Consider the following 15936-nt stretch of genomic DNA (forward strand, 5'->3'; position numbering starts at 1 on the left):
CATGCCCCTTACAACGTCGTTCCCATGAACCAGTGGTGGCAGTGGCAAGGCGGTGAGGCTGACACCTCCAACAGCTATGCCGTGATCGGCGTCGGCCGTTTCGGCAGTGCCGTCTGCAAGGAACTCCTGCGCCACGGGGCTGAGGTGCTGGCGATCGATAACAACCAGCGGGCCATCGATGAGCTCCGTCAGATGGATACCGCCATTGAGGCCCGTGTGGTGGACTGCACCGACGAAGAGGCCCTGCGGGCCGCCGGAGCCCTCGACGTGGGAACGGTGGTGGTGGCGATCAGCGAACCGATTGGCGCCAGCATCACCGCCACCCTGATCGTCAGGGACGGCGAAGGCAGCCGGGTCAGGCAAGTGATCGCCAGGGCCACCAGCGACCTGCACGAAAAGATGCTGCGCCGGGTCGGCGCCGACAAGGTGGTCTTCCCTTCGAAGATGCAGGGAACGCGGCTGGGCATGGAACTGGTCCGGCCCAACCTGCTCGAGCGGCTCCGTCTCGATGACCGCAACAGCATCGAGGAGATCAAGGTCCCCAGCTCCTTCGTCGGCCAGTCGCTGCGGGATCTGAATCTGCGCAAGAACTACAACGTCAGCGTGCTGGCCGCGGGCCCCTCCAACCAGCTCACGGTCAACCCGCCCGCCTCCCATGTGCTCAACGCTTCCGAGCTGCTTGTGGTGATGGGCAGCAGCGAAGCCCTCGAAGCCCTGCCATCCCACTGACGGGCATGCGAGTGCTGGGCCTGATGAGCGGCACCAGCGCCGACGGGGTGGATGCGGTGCTGGTGCGCCTGGGGGGTCGGGCCGCCCGGCCCCGCTGGCGGATCCTCTCGGGCGCCCATACCCCCTATCCGCCCAACCTGCGCGAGCGTCTGGTGGCGGTCGGCCAAGGGGTTCCCCTCGACGCCGACGCCCTGCTGACCCTGGCCGAAGACCTCACCGAGCACCAGGCCGTGGCGGCCCGGGCCTGCGATCCTGAGGGCCAGGCCCAGCTGGTGGGCTGCCACGGCCAGACCCTGTGGCATCGCCCACCGGACGGCGAGCGCCGCGGGGCCAGCTGGCAACTGCTGCAGGGGCCGTTGCTGGCGGAACTGCTGGGGCGGCCGGTGGTCTTCGACTTCCGTAGCGTCGATCTGGCCCTCGGCGGCCACGGCGCCCCCCTGGTGCCGGCCACCGACGCTGCCCTGCTGGGGCGAATCAACGGCTGGCGAGCCCTGCTCAACCTGGGCGGCATCGCCAATCTGACCCTGCTTCCCCCCCCCACGGGTCCCGACCGGAACGCCCCGGTGCAGGGCTGGGACTGCGGACCGGCCAACACGCTGCTGGATCTGGCGGTGGCCCGCTTCAGCAACGGAAGCCTGCACTTCGATGCCGATGGTGCCTGGGCACGGCAGGGCCGCATCGACGAGGGGCGGCTGCAGCAGTGGCTGCGGGAGCCCTACCTCCAGGCGGCACCGCCAAAATCAACCGGCCGCGAGCTGTTCGGGGCCGCCGATCTGGAACGGCGCCTGGCGGAGCTCGGCACCGGTGTGGATCCGGCCGATGCCCTGGCCACCCTGACGGCCTTCAGCGCAGCGGTGGTGGGCCAGGACCTGGCCCGGGGTCCCCGTCCCCTGGAGCTGCTGGTGGCCGGAGGCGGCACCCGCAATGGCTTCCTGATGGAGCAGCTGCAGCGGCGATGCCGCGGCATGGCGGTGACCAGCCTGGCCGGCCATGGCATCGCCGATGACCAGCGGGAAGCCCTGGCCTTTGCCCTGCTGGCCTGGTGGCGCTGGCGGGGCCACCCGGGGTCGCTGCCTTCGGTCACAGGGGCCCGCCAGGCCGCGGTTCTCGGCGTGATCGCCGTCCCTCCCCCGTCAGGGGGATAGGGGGGGCTGACGCAGGCGCAGGCGGCGTGGCGCCCCCCGCAGCCGCCGGGTGCCGCCCTGTTCCTGCTGCTCGAGTTCCCGGCGGAAACGATCGGCGACAGCGGCGGGCCCGCCCAGGTAGGGCGCTTGGGTGGGCGCCATGGGGCGTTGCCGCTCGAGCCGTTCCACCCCCTGCTGGATGAGCACCTTGGCCATGTTGCTGACCGTGCGCGACTCGCTCTCCGCCAGGGCGGCGAGGCGGGCGCAAAGCTCCTCCGGCAGGACGACCTGGATCCGCGGCGACTTGGGCTTGCCGCTGGAGGAGGTCTGGCGGGTGGGCACGGTGCCTCTGGGTGGGTGCCGGTAAGCGGGCGCCGCGGGGGTACGGCGAGATAGGAAAAAGTGTACAGTGACTGTCATGGGTAGTATCCAAACGTAGGTTTGTGGACCAAGATTTGGTTTGAAGGCCATCCCGGCCCCCCCCCCAGATCACCCTTCCCCCCAAGCCTTAGCCCACTGCTTCCACGCCCCCCGTCCCCTCCGACGGCCCAACGGCCGCTTCTGCCATGGCCCGATCCACCCAGTCCCGCCCCACAGGTGCCGAGACCCCCCTGCAGCCCAAAAGCCGTCAGAGCCGGCGACGCAGCACGGCGGAACGCAGCGATGTGCTGGTTTCGGCCGTGATCAGCACCTACCTGCTCACCCATCTGCACCATGTGCTGCAGCGCGCCGAGTTCGGCGCCCAGCAGGAGGGACGTCAATCCCTGGCCGCCAACTACGCCCAGCTGCGCAAGGTGCTCTGTCTCGATGCCCGCAGCATGGAAGATGCTTCCGCCAGCGGCGCCGAAGAGGACACCAGTCCGCGCGCGGCCTGATCCAGCCCCATCGCCACTCCACAACACCACTCCTCAATGCCCCTGAAGATCCACTCGAGGGGGCTGCGCCGATGCCCCCCCAGCCCATAAGGTCAGGGAAGAATCCCGGCCAGGATGACCACCAACAACGCCACCGACAACGCCGCAGAGCTCTACGGACGCATCAGCAACGACGTGGCGCTCACCCAGTCACTGTTTCGCCAGGCTCTTCAGGATCCGAGCGGAGCCCTCAGCAGGATCGTCGCCCTCGGCGAGGAGGCGGGCCTGCCGGTCAGCCCGGAGGAGGTGAAGGCCCACCTGGCCGGCCTCGATGATGGCGACACCAAACAATGGCTGATCAAGGCCCGGGGCGGACTCTGAAGCCGGAGAACGGCGTCCCTCCTGCTGGGGCCGGCCTGGCTGCTGGCGGCGTTCGGAGCCTCCCCCCTGGGCCCAGCTGAAGAACAGCCAGTAGCTCGTCAGCGCCAGGCCCGCCGCCACCACCAGGGCAGCGATCTGCTCGAGTCGCTTGATCATTCTGACGACACGACCGAACAGGTCTGCCAGTCTGCAGGACGCCCCGACAGGGGATGATGCGCTCACTGCGACCGTCATCCGCTCCGTGCTGCGCCTCGAACGCATCGGCAAGATCTACCCCACCGGGGAGGTGCTCAAGGACATCACCTGGGAAGTCAAGGCAGGGGATCGGATCGGCCTGGTGGGGGTCAACGGCGCTGGTAAATCCACCCAGATGCGCATCATCGCCGGGCTGGAGGAACCGACCAGCGGCCAGGTGGTGCGCCAGGGGGATCCCCGCATCGCCTACCTGCAACAGGAGTTCGATGTTGATCTCGTCCGCAGCGTCCGCCAGGAACTGTTCCAGGCCTTCGGCGAGGCCGCCCTGGTGCTCAACCGTCAGCGCCAGGTGGAGGAGGCGATGGCCACCGAGGAGGCTGCCGCCGATCCAGCCCTGCTCGACCAGCTGATCGACGAACTCGGCCAGCTGCAGAGTCGTTTCGAGGCCCTGCACGGCTACGAGCTCGATGCCCGCATCGACAAGCTGCTGCCCAGCATCGGCTTCACCCCCGAAACGGCCGAGCGGGTTGTGGGGGACTACTCCGGCGGCTGGCAGATGCGCATCGCCCTGGGCAAAATCCTCCTGCAGGAGCCGGATCTGCTGCTCCTCGACGAACCCACCAACCACCTCGACGTCGAAACGATCCAGTGGCTGGAGAGTTACCTGGTGGATCAGACGGTTCCCCTGGTGGTGATCAGCCACGACCGGGCCTTTCTCGATCGGGTCTGCAACCAGATCGTGGAGACGGAGCGCGGTGTCTCGCGGACCTACCTGGGCAACTACAGCCAGCACCTCGAGCAGAAGGCCCTGGAGCGGGAGGCCGGCCAGGCGGCCTTCGAGCGCCAGCAGAAGGAACTGAGCAGCCAGCAGGCCTATATCGACCGCTTCCGGGCCAGCGCAACGCGCAGCACCCAGGCCAAGAGCCGCGAGAAGCTGCTCGACAAGGTGGAGCGGATCGAGGCGCCGCTGGAATCGGTGAGCGGGCCGCGTTTCGCCTTTCCCCCTGCTCCCCGCTCGGGCCGCCTGGTGGCGGCGATCGACAACCTCACCCACGGCTACGACGACCAGATCCTTTTCCTGGGGGCGAATCTGGAGGTGGAGCGGGGCGATCGGATCGCCTTCGTCGGCCCGAACGGAGCCGGCAAATCCACCCTGCTGCGGCTGGTGATGGGCTACGAGCTGCCCCTGGAGGGCCAGGCCGGCCTGGGGGAACACCACGTGGTGGCGGGCTACTTCGAGCAGAACCAGGCCGAAGCCCTCGATCTGGCCAAGACCGTGATCAACACCCTCTTCGAGGCCGTTCCCGACTGGACCCAGACCCAGGTGCGCTCCCTGCTGGGCAGCTTCGGCTTCAGCAACGATTCGGTCTTCAAGCCGGTGGAAAAGCTGAGTGGTGGGGAGAAAGCCCGGCTGGCGCTGGCCCTGATGCTGCTCACCCCCTGCAACCTGCTGGTGCTCGATGAGCCCACCAACCACCTCGACATCCCGGCCAAACAAATGCTGGAGGAGGCCCTGATGGCTTACGAGGGGGCGGCCCTGCTGGTCTCCCACGACCGTTTCTTCATTGGCCGTGTGGCCAACCGGATCGTGGAGGTGCGCGACGGCGAACTGGTGCTCTACCGCGGTGACTACGCCTACTACCAGGAAAAGAAACGCGAGGAGGCCGAGGAGAACGAGCGCCTGGAGCAGGAGCGCAAGCTGGCCGCCAAACGGGAGGAGCAGCGACAGAAACAGCGGGCCAAATCAGCCGACAAGGCCGGTGCCAAAGCCAAGGGCGGTGTGGCTGGGGAGTCCGGGAAGGGCAGCTGACGGAGCGGCTGAAAATACAACTTCATGGTTCCCTAGGCAGGAAGACTCATTTCTCTGGTGCCGTGGGTTCTGTGTGCATAGGCTGACAGGGTCACCCATCCAGGAGCAGCGATGACCATCCAGAACGTCGTCACCGACGGTTGGAACGCGGAGCGGGAAGAGACGGCCAGCACCAGCGATGCGATGGAGGTGTATTTCGAATGCATCACCACCTGCTCCCTGGAGGATGGGGAGTGCGTCACCCGCTGCGTGGAAGAGCTGCGCGAGCGCCACTGATCGGCCCAGGGGCCAGGCCAGGGCGTGGGAGCCAGGCCAGGACGTGGGGCCCTGTTCAGGATGTTGAACGGATTTCCTGACCGGGACTTAGGCCCTGTAACAGCCGCTACGTGACATCTTGAAACAGTTTGTAGCTTTGGGCCGGTCAGAAACGCCCCATCGCGCCTCCCACCATGTCCGAACCCCTCGCCCTCAGCCTCGGTCAGAAATTCGAGCTTGAGCGCATGACCCGGGCCATCGACGCCACCGGCGATCCGCAGGTCCTGCGGGGTCTGGCCAAGCAATTGCTGCAAGCCTGGCAGAGCCAGAAGGCGGCCACGCAGTGGGTCATGCGGCAGCAGCTCGGTGCACCGGCCCGCTTTGGCGGTGAACTGGCCGTCGATGCCGGCCTGCTCGACGCCATCCGTCCGGACGGCGGCAAAGGAGGCATGGACATCCTCTGACAGCTGCCCCTTGGCTAACGCCGTGGCCCGGCCCCGAGGTGGCGGGACCAGGCCACCCTGCTCACCCCTGACGCAACACGGCCATATCGCCTGGAACGAGCCGCAGATTCACCGTCGCCCCCTGACGATTCACCGTCAGGTTGAGCGTTCCTCCCACCCCAGCCCGCTCGACGGCCGTGATCACCTGGGAGGGGTCTTTCACCACAGCCCCTTGGGCCGCAACGATCACGTCCCCTGTCCTGAGGCCGCCCCGATCCGCCGGTCCGTTCGGTTGCACGGAAACCACGACCGCGCCTCGGGCAGCGCCCTGGCCACTGGCCGCCCTGACCTCATCCAGCCCAACACCGATCATCGGGTGGGTGGCACGTCCGGTCGCCACCAGTTGACTGACGATGCTGCGGGCCCGGTTGATCGGAATGGCGAAGCCCAGTCCCGCCCCAGGCCCCGAGCGCACCAGGGTGTTGATTCCCACCACTTCACCATCGGCGTTGAGCAGTGGTCCGCCGGAGTTGCCGGGGTTGATGGCGGCATCGGTCTGGATCAGATCCAGCCGTTTGTCGGTGATGCCCAGCTTGCTGGCGTTGCGGTTCAGGCTGCTGATGATCCCAAGGGTGACGGTGTTATCGAGGCCGAAGGGGTTCCCCACCGCGATCGCCCAATCACCCACCTGCAGGGCGTCGGAATTGCCCAAGGGCGCCACGGGCCAGGGGCCTGCCCCCACCAGCCGCACCACCGCCAGGTCGGTGAGCTTGTCGAGTCCCACGACCCGGCCCTCATAGCGCCGGCCGTTCTCCAGACCCACCGTCACCCGGTCGATCTGATCCACCACGTGGGCATTGGTGAGCACCAACCCATCGGACTGCAGGATCACGCCGCTTCCCTGACCGCGTTCGGTGCGCCGCGAGGGGGCTCCCTGCTGCGGGATGCCGAAGAACTGACGGAACAGGGGGTCATTCATCAGCCCCCGGGGCAGCCCTCCACCGCCACCGGCCGATTGCACCGTGCGCTCCGTGTCAATGGTGACCACGGCAGGGCCCGCCCGGCGGATCGCTGCCGCGACGAAGGATTGCCGCCCGAGCACCGCCCCGGCCGGCTGGGCAAGGCCCGGGGAGGTGAGGGTCGGGCTGATGAGGGTGGTGGTGGCCATGACCGTGGCTGTAGCCGCCGCCGTGGCCGTCGCAAGCCCGGCGGCGGCGGCGGCAAGAACGCGGGAGGAACGCATCGCAGAAGCTCGTCAGTAACAAAACCGTAGACACGTCATCCCCCAGCAGGAAGGGGAGGCAAACCGGCCTGATCCGCTATGATTTGTAAACTTTCTTATCGAGTCATGGACACAAGCCACCTGCTACTCGCCTTTCTCGCCTTCGGAGCCGCCTGCACCTCCCTGTGGGCCTGGATGCTGGCCACCACCACGGCTCCGTCGGACGGGTGATGATGGGGGAGAGTCCGCGGCATGCGGGGTTCCCATCGCGCCATGACCTCCCTCCTCTCGCAGATCTTTCCGATCCTCTACGGGGCCTGCTTTGTTCTGCTTCTCTGGCAGGCGTTCCGGGTGATGGCACAGGGATTCCGAGCGGTTCCACGACCGGGCGACCCCGGGGCCGCCGCGACCGATCCGGGTGGGGCTTCCGCTGATCGCACCGGCCGGCTCACCATCCATCCTGAGCTCCTCGACGCCGACGGCCAACTCACCCAGGAGGACCTGCTGACGGTTCGGTTCAGCGGTGACAACGAACAGCCCGCCTTTCCTGCCGATCCGAACTGACCGCGTCAGGCCGGCCGCTGAATAGGCTCCCTGAGGTGAACGCGCTCAAAGGCTGAGATCGATGGTGGATCAGAGAACGCGAATCGTGGCGGCCGTGCTCGGAGCACTGAAGTTGCCGCCTCGTTTTCGCCTCAAAATGGTGAAGGACGATCCCATCCGGCTCGAGCTGAGCATCACTCCGTCCTACGGGAAAGATCCGATCCTGGTCGGCATCGTTGAATCCCAGGACCTGGTGGCCCGTCGGGATCGGGAGGGCCGCATCCCACGCGATCTCCAGGGCACCTGGGACTGGACGGTGCGTCATGGCAAGGTCACCACCGGCGGCTGGAACCCCTACCTGAAAGAGGCCCTGCAGACCATGTTCGAGACGGGCCTGCCGGCCATCGTGTACGAGGAAACCACAGGCGAGGCGTACCACCCTGTGGACGGCCTCCGCCACGTGCGCTGAATCCGTCCCTGCCCATTGATGGCCGCCTCGCGGCCATCACCGCCGCCCTCGCGCCCGGGGCCACCCTGCTGCTCCAGGCCGAACCCGGAGCGGGCAAAACCACCCGGGTCCCCCTGGCCCTGCTGGAGAGCTTCGGCCACGAGGGCCGGATCCTGATGCTGGAACCGCGCCGGCTCGCGGCCCGTTCCGCCGCCGAGCGCCTGGCGGCCAACCTCGGCGAACCCCTGGGCGGTCGGGTCGGCTACAGCGTGCGGCTGGAGTCACGCACCTCGGCGGCCACCCGTCTGGAGGTGGTCACTGCTGGCCTGTTCCTGCGCCGGCTCCAGGCCGATCCCGCCCTCGAAGGGGTGGCCTGCGTGATCTTCGACGAATTCCATGAGCGCCAGGCCGAGGCGGATCTGGGCCTGGCCCTGGTGCGCCAGGCCCGCAGCCTGCTGCGCCCAGAGCTGCGGCTGCTGGTGATGTCAGCCACCCTCGACCTGGAACCCCTGGCCGCCGAGCTGGATGGGGCCACCGTGATCAGCTGTGAGGGCCGTGGCCATCCGGTCACGGTCGCCTACCAACCGCCGCGGCAGGAGGAGCGGCTTGAGCGCCAGGTGCTGCGGGCCCTCGAGGGCCACTGGCTCGACCAGCCCCAGCCCAGGGGCACCGTGCTGGTGTTCCTGCCGGGCCTGGGGGAGCTGGAGACGGCGCGACGGGCCATCGAAGCCACCCCCTGGGGGGCCGAAGTGGACTGCGTTCTTCTGCATGGCCAGCTGCCGCTGGCAGCCCAGGGTCGGGCCATCGCGGCATCCCAGCGGGCGGGCGGCAAGGTGGTGCTGGCCACGGCGGTGGCGGAGAGCTCGCTCACGATCGCCGGCGTGACCCTGGTGATCGACAGCGGCCTCAGCCGTCTCAGCCGCTTTGACCCGGCCACGGGCATGGATGGCCTGGTCACCCAGCCCGCCAGTCAGGCCAGTGCCGAACAGCGACGCGGCCGGGCCGGGCGGCTCGGACCCGGACACTGCCTGCGGCTGTGGTCTCCGGCGGAACAGCAGCGTCGCCCCGCCTTCGATCCCCCGGAACTGCTCGAAGTCGATCCCCTGCCGATCGCCCTGCAACTGGCCGAATGGGGCTCTGCGGCGGACGACACGCTCCCCTGGCTCACGGCGCCCCCCCGCCGTTCCCTCGCGGAGGCCCGCAACCTGCTGCTGCAGCTGGGCGCCACTGATGCTGGCGGACGCATCACCGGCCATGGACGGGCGATGGCCCGGCTGGGGGTCCATCCCCGCCTGGCCCACATGATGCTGCGGGCCCGGGAACGGGGCTGGGAGGCCCTGGCCAGTGCCGTGGCGGTGCTGCTGAGCGAACGGGATCCCCTCGATCGCCGCGAGGCCGGCAGCGATCTGATACGGCGCCTCGACTGGCTGCGGCGGAGTTCCGCAGGCCCTGGCGGCCACGACCGTGCCGGGGCAAGGGGCCCCTGGCGAGAGCTCCAATCCCAGCTACTGCGCCAGCTCAGGGACGGGCGCTCCATTGGCGCACCAGCGCCGAGCCGCTCCGGCCGCGATGCCGCCTCCGATGGTGACGATGCTCGGGCGGCCCAGCTGCTGGGCTGGGCCTATCCGGAACGGCTGGCCCTGGGCCGGGGCCGGGGCGATGGGCACTTTCTGATGCGCAGCGGTCGCGGCGCCGTCCTTCCCCCAGGGGACCCCCTCGCCGGCGCCGAAGCTCTGGCGATCGCCAGCGTCGACGGCCAGGGCCAGGAAGCCCGGGTGCGGTTGGCGGTGGTCCTCTCCCGCCGGGGCCTGGAAGAGCTGCTGGCGGACGGGATCGAGGCGTGCACCGAAGCCCGCTGGGATAGCGCCGACCAGCGGGTGCGCTGCGAACAGCTGCGGCGCGCCGGGGCCCTGGTGCTGGAGCGCCGTCCCTGGCCCGAAGCCAGCGGGGAACTGGTGGAGCGGGCTTTGCTGGAAGGGCTGAAGGGGCTGGGGTTGGAGGTACTGCCCTGGTGCCACGCCAGCCGCCAGCTGCAGCAGCGTCTGATGCTGGCCCACCAGCACCTGGGATCACCCTGGCCCGACCGGTCTCCGGAGCGGTTGCAGCAGGATCCGGCGTCATGGCTGGGTCCCCACCTGGGCGGTCTGCGCAGTCTTCAGGATCTGCAGCGTTTGGACCTTTCGGATCTGCTCTGGGGTGATCTGGCCTGGTCCCTGCGCCGGGAACTGGATCGGCTGTTGCCCCTCACCCAGACGGTCCCATCCGGCCGTCGAGTGCCGTTGGACTACGGGAACGGCACCCCGATGCTGGCGGTAAAGCTGCAGGAAATGTTCGGCTGCCTCGAAGGACCGACGGTCCTGGACGGCCGGCTGGCGGTGCGGGTGGAGCTGCTGTCACCGGCGGGACGCCCGGCGGCGGTCACCAGTGACCTGGCCGGCTTCTGGAGCCAGGGCTACGCCGAGGTGCGCCGGGAGCTGCGCGGCCGTTACCCGCGCCACCCCTGGCCCGAGGATCCCCGCCAGGGCATTGCCACTGCACGCACCAAAGCCGGACTGGCGCGGGAGCGTCGCGACCAGGCCCCGGAACGCTGATCCAGCGGATCTGATCTGCCCAGACCAGGTGTCGGTCAGATCAGTCCGTGCAACAGATGGCCGTAACCGAAATGGCGCAGTCCCTCAAGGATGCCCTCGCAACCATGGCCGCTGGCGCGGTAGGTGCGGGACAGGCCCGGCAGGGCGCGCACCAGTCCGGGCTCGGCATTGCCCACCATCACGCTCTGAAGACCCGTCTCGAACATGGCCAGATCGTTGAGGGAATCTCCCGCCGTGACCACCAGGGCGGCTTCCAACTCCAGCCATTCGAGCAGCCCCAGCAGGGTGCTGCCCTTGTTGACACCGGCCGGCAATACGTCGAGGTACTTGTCACCGGAGACGAGGCAATCCACCCCATGGGCCTCAATCGCCGGCAGTTGGCTGAGGTCGAGCCTGAGGGGATCGATGCCGTAGGCCAGGCGCCGAACCGTGCTGAGCGGTTTGGCAGAGAGACCGGGGAGGCTCGCCAGCAGGGGAAGAACCTGCTCCGCCCGTCCACGCCAGAGGGCCTCGATCGGCTCCAGCGCCAGGGGCGAGGGGGTGAGGGAAGCCCCGCAGGCCACGGTGCAGCCCACATCGCCGATCACCAGGTGGGGGGGATGGAGGCCATGGGCGGCCTCCTGAACCAGCAGCCGGGCGACGGAACGCAGGTCCCGTCCCGTGCTGAAGACCTGCAGGATCCTGTGGCGCTGGGAGGCCAGCCAGCCATACAGGCGACGGCGGGTCGGGATAGTCCCTTCCAGCAAGGTTCCATCGAGGTCGGTGACCAGCACCAGATCGATCTCGCTAGGCAGGGGCGCCGCCAGGTGCTCCTGGAAGCGGGCCCGGGGAGCCCTCCGATGGGCCTCACGACCGGGCCCCCAGAGGGAACCACTCCCGGAACCGGAGACCGTGAACGGACTCTATCCCATCACAGGGCACTCCTGTCAACCGTGCAACCCACACCCGAGTTTGTATCCTTCGCCACTGTCAAGATCCCTCCATGATTCGTTACAGTGAGGTCTCCCCCGAGGGTTCCTTCCATGTCTGACGCTTCCCAGCCCCGCTTCGGTTTCGTCAACTTCGCCGAAACCTGGAATGGCCGCCTGGCCATGATGGGCTTTGTGATCGGCCTCGCGACCGAAATTCTTACCGGCCAAGGCATTCTGGCCCAGGTTGGCCTCGGCTGAAGCCCTGGGACCAACGCCCCCACCAACAGTTGAATCGCCTCCGTGGCCGTGGCCGCTGGTTCATCCGGCGGCTTTTTCATGGCCCCAGCGGCGGTCCTAGGTTGGGGTTCTTCCCGGGTTGCATCCCGCCATGGCACCGACCGCCACTGTTTCACGCTTCTATGTCGGCAACCGTCGCGATGGGTCCAGGCTGCTGAGCAGCGCCCTGGTGATCACCGGGGCTGGCCTGATCCGCCTGGACCATCCCGTTGGACGGGCTGTGGCCCTGGTGGCAGGCCTGCTTAGCCTCTATTGGTGGCTCTGCTATCGCAAGCTCCAGCACTGACTCCATGCTCATGGCCCCTGGCAGCACCGCGGCTGCCCGCCAGCACGACAGCATTCCCCGTTTCACGGTCGCCGAGCTGAACCAAGCCATCGGCACCCTGCTTGACCGAGGGTTCGCGCCCCGCTTCCTGCTGGAGGCCACCGTGGGGCGTCCCCAGCAGAAAAAAGGCCATCTCTGGCTCAGCCTCCTCGACGGCCAGGCCAGCATCCAGGGGGTGATCTGGGCCTCCCAGCTGCAGAAACTCAGCTTCATTCCCCAGGAAGGCGATGGGGTGGTGGTGGTCGGCAAGCTCAACTTCTGGGCCGCCCGGGCCAGCCTCACGGTGCAGGTGCTGGATCTGCGCCCCAGCCTGACCACGGTGTTGCGCCAGTTTGAGCAGGTCCGCGACCGCCTGGAGCCGGAAGGTCTGTTCGACCCCGAGCGGAAGCGTCCGCTACCGGCCTGGCCTCGTCGCATCGCCCTGCTCACCAGCGTGCCCAGCGCCGCCCTGGCCGACATGCTGCGTACGGCACGGGAACGCTGGCCTGCCACGGAGCTGCTCGTGGTGCCGATCCCCGTTCAGGGGAATGTGGAGTCCCAGATCATCAGTGCCATCGACGGCCTTGGCCAGAAGCACGCCAGCCTGGGCCTCGAAGCCCTGGTGCTGGCCCGTGGCGGGGGCAGCCGGGAGGATCTGGCCGTCTTCGACGGCGAGCAGCTGGCTCGCTGCCTGGCGGCGTCGCCGTGGCCTGTCATCTGTGGCATCGGCCACGAAGATGACGTCACCATCGCTGATCTCGTGGCTGACTATCGGGCCTCCACACCGACAGCCGCCCTGGTGGCCGTGCTGCCGGACCGCAGCCAGGTGCTCCGTTCCATGGCCCAGGAGCGCGACCATCTGCAGCGCACCCTGTCGTTGCGCCTTGCTTCAGCCAGACAACGGCTTACCACCCGACAGGAGCAGCTGCTGCGGCTGCACCCGCGACGGCTGCTGGAGCAACAGCAGCAGTGGCTGGCATGGCAACGCCAGTTGCTGCAGGCGCTTTCCCCCCAGCACCTGCTGGCGAGGGGCTTCAGCCTGCTGCGGGACAGCGACGGACGCCTGCTGCGCTCGGTGAGCCAGCTTCGGCCGGACGCCGAGGTCATCGCCGAGCTGGCCGATGGCAGGGTGGCCATGCGGGTGCAAGCAACCGAATGGGACGGACCTGGCCCGGAGTCCTCCGAGACCCCCGATCCGACGGGCGGTCCCCTTGGCTACACCGCCGAACCACACGACTGAGTCTCTACCCATCCCATCCCTGTTTCAACCGATGGCCAGGACCACCCCCAAATCCAGCTCTCCGCCTCAAGAATCCTCCGGCACAACGTCCAAACCTCCATTGGCGGCGCATGGGGTCGAGGATCTGAGCTTCCGCGAATCCCAGACGGCTCTCGAGCTCTGCCTGGCCCAGCTGCAGGACCAGGAGCTGGATGTGGAGGCGATGGCCGATCTCTACCGCAGGGCTCTGGCTTACGCGGAGCGCTGCGCGTCGGTGCTGGAGCAGGTGGAACAGCAGGTGATGCAATGGGATCCGAACCAGCCAGAACATCCCCCTACGCCCTACAGCCCATGAGCGAAGAAGCACTTCCGACTCGACAAGGACCTGGCGGCCTCAGCTGGATCGCCTGGCTCTATCTGGCCCTGGCCGTGGCTGGTGGAGTCCTGCCCTGGCTGGCCAATCTGGATTTCATCCACAGCGAGGGGGCAACCTTTGATCTGGGTCTGTTCATTCGCCAGGCGAATGCCAATCCGGCGGCCCGCTCCCTGTCCCGTGATCTGGCCATCGGGGCAACGGCCGTGACGATCTGGATGGTGCGCGAAAGTCGCCGTCTCGGCATGCGGGGACTCGGCTGGGTGTTGCTCAGCTGCGTCACGATCGCCTTTGCCTTCGGCGCGCCCCTGTTCCTGCATCTACGCGAACGGCGCCTGCTGGAGCTGTCCCGCCTTGGCCAGGACGGTCCAGCCGTCAACGGATGAGCCGATCCCTCAGGGGGTTTCGCTCTCTCGGATGGCACCCTCCGCAGGGCCGGAAGCCCCCAGATCGACAGCCTCCACGTTGATGGTCACGTCGCGTGCGTCAAGCTCAGCGTCGGGCCCCGATCCCCAGAAAAACGCTCCGGAGGCGGCAGTGGGCTCCGAGCCAGACGCTTCAGCGCTATCGAAGGCGCTTCCGCACGCTGGACAGGCCTCGCTGCCCAGGCTGGTGAAGCCACAGTTTGGGCAAGTGCGCAGGCGGCGGCGGAGCACCTGCCAGCCGATCAGACCCACCCCTGCGAGCAGCAGCGGCAGCAACAGCAGGGTAAGGGTGAGGCCCCCGACAACATCCAGCAGGATCCGGCCCACCGATGTGGGCACCAGGAGTATGGCCGCCGCCACGCCGATCCAGAGCCAGGGAATACGGCGCTCCATCAACGCTGGAAGCGCGGGTCATTCTCAATCCATCGTTCGATCGCCGCCAGACCCTCAAGGCCGGCCCAGCCCAGCAGCAACGCCGCCACCAACCAGGCCGCCAGCAAGCCGAGACCGAGCAGCAGCGGCACCAACGCCAGGGTGGTCAGACCGATCACAACGACGGCGCCCACAGCCATGCAGACAAGAGCGAGGCTGGCCGGCAGAGGCGGGATCCGGAGGGCAGGCTTGGCCAAGGGTCCATGCAACGAAGCGACCTCCATCCTGACCCGAAACGGACCCGACCTCAGCGCGGCAGAGGTGTCGATGGCCCCCCTGGCGCCCCGCCGGAAAGCACCACACTGAAACACTGGCCGAAATACAGAATCACCCCCACCATCCAGACCCAGAGCGTCAGCAGTAAGACGCCACCAACCACCCCATAGGCCTGGAATCGCAACCCGAGGGCCAGCAGGCTCCTTCCCAGCAGAAGATTCGAGAGGGTGAGGCTGACACTCACGAGCAAGGCGCCGGGAATCAGGGGGCGGAAAGGGATCCGGCGCGACGGCAGCATCCAGAGAAAAAACAGAGCGGCGGCGAAGCTGATCAGCAGGGAAAGGAGTAAATCCAGGCCATAGGAAAGGGAACTCAGCCAAAGCAACGGCTTGGGCAGGTAGAGCTGCACCTGCTCCTGGAACCCCCTGGAACTGAACAGACGCACGGTGCTGAAGAGCTGGTCAACGACGATCAGGACCCCGACGAACAGGATGAGTGACAGGGCTTTCAATCGCAAGGCGACGAAACGAACAACGTGTTGCTGCCAGCGCAGGTTGTCGAGTCCGAAGGGGCGATTCCACCAGAGACGGTCGGCCCCGCGCTGGAGCGTCAGATAGATGTTGCTGGCACTGAGGGCGAGCAGCACAAGACCGAGGAGGCCGGCACCGAAGCCCTGATTCGTGAAGCGCCGCAAGGTGGCCTCAAAGCCCGGCAAAGCTGCTGACGGCAGCACCTGTGCCACATAGATGAGCAGGCGTTCGAAGCGCTCCACGTCACGTCCGAGAAGCCGTGAAGCGACGGACAGCGCGATGAGCAGGGCAGGGAAGAAGGATTGGAGGGTGTGGTACGCGAACGCGGCACTGAGATCAACGCAATCTGCCCGCAGCCAAAGCGCATAGGCCTTCCAGATGGGACGAAAGCGACCACGCCAATTCACGGCAGGACCAATGTCATGGGTATCGAGCGGTTCCACCGAAGCATTCTGCCCACCAACACGCAACAGCCCCTGGCCCTGCTTTGGCGTTGGCCATCCCAAAGACAGCCAATAGAAAAGCCACCCTGCTCGGGTGGCCTTTCCTGCAGCTCACAGATGAGCCGCTGACTCACACAACGCCTGACGGCTGCTGCAGAGAAGAAGTTTTACCTGGCATCGAGCTATTTTCG

At 67.6% G+C, this 15936-nt stretch carries 21 protein-coding genes; 15 read left to right on the plus strand and 6 right to left on the minus strand.

All coding sequences use genetic code 11. The features are described from left to right. Positions 1–24 precede the first annotated feature (24 nt). A complete protein-coding gene (locus tag KBY95_RS13995) occupies positions 25–729 on the plus strand; it encodes a TrkA family potassium uptake protein (RefSeq protein WP_254965769.1) in 705 nt (234 codons plus the stop codon). A gap of 5 nt (positions 730–734) precedes the next feature. Beyond that, positions 735–1874, plus strand: a complete 1140-nt coding sequence (locus KBY95_RS14000; protein ID WP_254965770.1) for an anhydro-N-acetylmuramic acid kinase — start codon at positions 735–737, stop codon at positions 1872–1874. Here the strand turns inward: KBY95_RS14000 and KBY95_RS14005 are convergent. Next, entirely contained in the window at positions 1863–2195 is a 333-nt protein-coding gene (locus KBY95_RS14005) for a ribbon-helix-helix domain-containing protein (RefSeq protein ID WP_254965771.1), read from the minus strand. The two genes, KBY95_RS14000 and KBY95_RS14005, sit on opposite strands and share 12 nt — an antisense overlap. Positions 2196–2419: 224 nt before the next feature. On the opposite strand from KBY95_RS14005, the gene KBY95_RS14010 reads away from it, so the two are divergent. The 5 genes from KBY95_RS14010 (at position 2420) to KBY95_RS14030 (ending at position 5812) form a co-directional block, all read left to right on the plus strand. Beyond that, positions 2420–2728 (plus strand): hypothetical protein, encoded by a 309-nt coding sequence (locus KBY95_RS14010; protein WP_254965772.1) that lies wholly within the window; start codon positions 2420–2422, stop codon positions 2726–2728. A gap of 114 nt (positions 2729–2842) precedes the next feature. Then, positions 2843–3088: a hypothetical protein gene (locus tag KBY95_RS14015; RefSeq protein WP_254965773.1), complete on the plus strand. Its 246-nt coding sequence runs from the start codon at positions 2843–2845 to the stop codon at positions 3086–3088. A 241-nt stretch (positions 3089–3329) separates the two neighbouring features. Continuing rightward, a complete protein-coding gene (locus tag KBY95_RS14020) occupies positions 3330–5093 on the plus strand; it encodes an ABC-F family ATP-binding cassette domain-containing protein (protein WP_315858938.1) in 1764 nt (587 codons plus the stop codon). Between the two features lie 111 nt (positions 5094–5204). Further along, positions 5205–5369 carry a hypothetical protein gene (locus KBY95_RS14025; RefSeq protein WP_254954322.1) on the plus strand — a complete coding sequence of 55 codons (165 nt, stop codon included), beginning with the start codon at positions 5205–5207 and terminating at the stop codon, positions 5367–5369. 173 nt (positions 5370–5542) lie between these two features. Next, positions 5543–5812: a hypothetical protein gene (locus KBY95_RS14030; protein ID WP_254965774.1), complete on the plus strand. Its 270-nt coding sequence runs from the start codon at positions 5543–5545 to the stop codon at positions 5810–5812. Between the two features lie 61 nt (positions 5813–5873). Here the strand turns inward: KBY95_RS14030 and KBY95_RS14035 are convergent, their stop codons facing one another. Beyond that, the gene (locus tag KBY95_RS14035) at positions 5874–7034 is read right to left on the minus strand and encodes a trypsin-like peptidase domain-containing protein (protein ID WP_254965775.1); all 1161 of its coding nucleotides are present in this window, start codon (positions 7032–7034) and stop codon (positions 5874–5876) included. Between the two features lie 252 nt (positions 7035–7286). Between KBY95_RS14035 and KBY95_RS14040 the strand changes: the two genes are divergently transcribed. From KBY95_RS14040 to hrpB, 3 genes are all read left to right on the plus strand, one after another. Beyond that, positions 7287–7577: a DUF2973 domain-containing protein gene (locus tag KBY95_RS14040; RefSeq protein ID WP_254954319.1), complete on the plus strand. Its 291-nt coding sequence runs from the start codon at positions 7287–7289 to the stop codon at positions 7575–7577. 64 nt (positions 7578–7641) lie between these two features. Continuing rightward, complete coding sequence (locus KBY95_RS14045) at positions 7642–8025, plus strand: hypothetical protein (protein ID WP_216909205.1); 384 nt, start codon at positions 7642–7644, stop codon at positions 8023–8025. Positions 8026–8039: 14 nt separating this feature from the next. Next, positions 8040–10595: an ATP-dependent helicase HrpB gene (hrpB, locus tag KBY95_RS14050; protein WP_315861411.1), complete on the plus strand. Its 2556-nt coding sequence runs from the start codon at positions 8040–8042 to the stop codon at positions 10593–10595. Positions 10596–10630: 35 nt separating this feature from the next. Here hrpB and KBY95_RS14055 read toward each other — a convergent pair whose 3' ends face one another. Beyond that, positions 10631–11368, minus strand: coding sequence for an HAD family hydrolase (locus KBY95_RS14055; protein ID WP_254965776.1), 738 nt, complete (start codon positions 11366–11368; stop codon positions 10631–10633). A 249-nt stretch (positions 11369–11617) separates the two neighbouring features. On the opposite strand from KBY95_RS14055, the gene KBY95_RS14060 reads away from it, so the two are divergent. The 5 genes from KBY95_RS14060 to KBY95_RS14080 all read left to right on the plus strand — a co-directional run bounded on the left by KBY95_RS14060 (position 11618) and on the right by KBY95_RS14080 (position 14085). Next, positions 11618–11764, plus strand: coding sequence for a chlorophyll a/b-binding protein (locus KBY95_RS14060; protein ID WP_015109196.1), 147 nt, complete (start codon positions 11618–11620; stop codon positions 11762–11764). Between the two features lie 130 nt (positions 11765–11894). Further along, on the plus strand, positions 11895–12089 hold the full coding sequence (locus KBY95_RS14065; RefSeq protein WP_254954316.1) for a hypothetical protein: 195 nt from the start codon (positions 11895–11897) through the stop codon (positions 12087–12089). A gap of 4 nt (positions 12090–12093) precedes the next feature. Next, positions 12094–13347 (plus strand): exodeoxyribonuclease VII large subunit, encoded by a 1254-nt coding sequence (gene xseA / locus KBY95_RS14070; protein ID WP_254965777.1) that lies wholly within the window; start codon positions 12094–12096, stop codon positions 13345–13347. Between the two features lie 31 nt (positions 13348–13378). Further along, positions 13379–13681: an exodeoxyribonuclease VII small subunit gene (gene xseB, locus KBY95_RS14075; protein ID WP_254965778.1), complete on the plus strand. Its 303-nt coding sequence runs from the start codon at positions 13379–13381 to the stop codon at positions 13679–13681. Continuing rightward, entirely contained in the window at positions 13678–14085 is a 408-nt protein-coding gene (locus KBY95_RS14080) for a DUF2834 domain-containing protein (RefSeq protein ID WP_254965779.1), read from the plus strand. The genes xseB and KBY95_RS14080 overlap by 4 nt, the downstream gene beginning before the upstream one ends. 9 nt (positions 14086–14094) lie before the next feature. Here the strand turns inward: KBY95_RS14080 and KBY95_RS14085 are convergent, their stop codons facing one another. The 3 genes from KBY95_RS14085 to KBY95_RS14095 are packed head-to-tail and all read right to left on the minus strand — an operon-like array spanning position 14095 to position 15745. Beyond that, positions 14095–14517: a hypothetical protein gene (locus KBY95_RS14085; RefSeq protein ID WP_254965780.1), complete on the minus strand. Its 423-nt coding sequence runs from the start codon at positions 14515–14517 to the stop codon at positions 14095–14097. Further along, a complete protein-coding gene (locus KBY95_RS14090) occupies positions 14517–14753 on the minus strand; it encodes a glypican (RefSeq protein WP_254954311.1) in 237 nt (78 codons plus the stop codon). Before KBY95_RS14090 ends, KBY95_RS14085 begins: the two co-directional genes overlap by 1 nt. Positions 14754–14803: 50 nt before the next feature. Further along, the gene (locus KBY95_RS14095) at positions 14804–15745 is read right to left on the minus strand and encodes a YihY/virulence factor BrkB family protein (RefSeq protein ID WP_255024640.1); all 942 of its coding nucleotides are present in this window, start codon (positions 15743–15745) and stop codon (positions 14804–14806) included. Positions 15746–15936 lie beyond the last annotated feature (191 nt).

It is taken from the genome of Cyanobium sp. Aljojuca 7A6 (assembly GCF_024346455.1).
In the GTDB taxonomy this organism is placed as follows: domain Bacteria; phylum Cyanobacteriota; class Cyanobacteriia; order PCC-6307; family Cyanobiaceae; genus Cyanobium.

What these genes read in the sequence shown, in the direction of transcription:
- KBY95_RS13995 (WP_254965769.1), top strand. Translation starts at nt 25, where the DNA reads ATGAACCAGTGGTGGCAGTGGCAAGGCGGTGAGGCTGACACCTCCAAC.
- KBY95_RS14000 (WP_254965770.1), top strand. Translation starts at nt 735, where the DNA reads ATGCGAGTGCTGGGCCTGATGAGCGGCACCAGCGCCGACGGGGTGGAT.
- KBY95_RS14010 (WP_254965772.1), top strand. Translation starts at nt 2,420, where the DNA reads ATGGCCCGATCCACCCAGTCCCGCCCCACAGGTGCCGAGACCCCCCTG.
- KBY95_RS14015 (WP_254965773.1), top strand. Translation starts at nt 2,843, where the DNA reads ATGACCACCAACAACGCCACCGACAACGCCGCAGAGCTCTACGGACGC.
- KBY95_RS14025 (WP_254954322.1), top strand. Translation starts at nt 5,205, where the DNA reads ATGACCATCCAGAACGTCGTCACCGACGGTTGGAACGCGGAGCGGGAA.
- KBY95_RS14030 (WP_254965774.1), top strand. Translation starts at nt 5,543, where the DNA reads ATGTCCGAACCCCTCGCCCTCAGCCTCGGTCAGAAATTCGAGCTTGAG.
- KBY95_RS14035 (WP_254965775.1), bottom strand. Translation starts at nt 7,034, where the DNA reads ATGCGTTCCTCCCGCGTTCTTGCCGCCGCCGCCGCCGGGCTTGCGACG.
- KBY95_RS14040 (WP_254954319.1), top strand. Translation starts at nt 7,287, where the DNA reads ATGACCTCCCTCCTCTCGCAGATCTTTCCGATCCTCTACGGGGCCTGC.
- KBY95_RS14060 (WP_015109196.1), top strand. Translation starts at nt 11,618, where the DNA reads ATGTCTGACGCTTCCCAGCCCCGCTTCGGTTTCGTCAACTTCGCCGAA.
- KBY95_RS14065 (WP_254954316.1), top strand. Translation starts at nt 11,895, where the DNA reads ATGGCACCGACCGCCACTGTTTCACGCTTCTATGTCGGCAACCGTCGC.
- xseA (WP_254965777.1), top strand. Translation starts at nt 12,094, where the DNA reads ATGCTCATGGCCCCTGGCAGCACCGCGGCTGCCCGCCAGCACGACAGC.
- xseB (WP_254965778.1), top strand. Translation starts at nt 13,379, where the DNA reads ATGGCCAGGACCACCCCCAAATCCAGCTCTCCGCCTCAAGAATCCTCC.
- KBY95_RS14080 (WP_254965779.1), top strand. Translation starts at nt 13,678, where the DNA reads ATGAGCGAAGAAGCACTTCCGACTCGACAAGGACCTGGCGGCCTCAGC.
- KBY95_RS14085 (WP_254965780.1), bottom strand. Translation starts at nt 14,517, where the DNA reads ATGGAGCGCCGTATTCCCTGGCTCTGGATCGGCGTGGCGGCGGCCATA.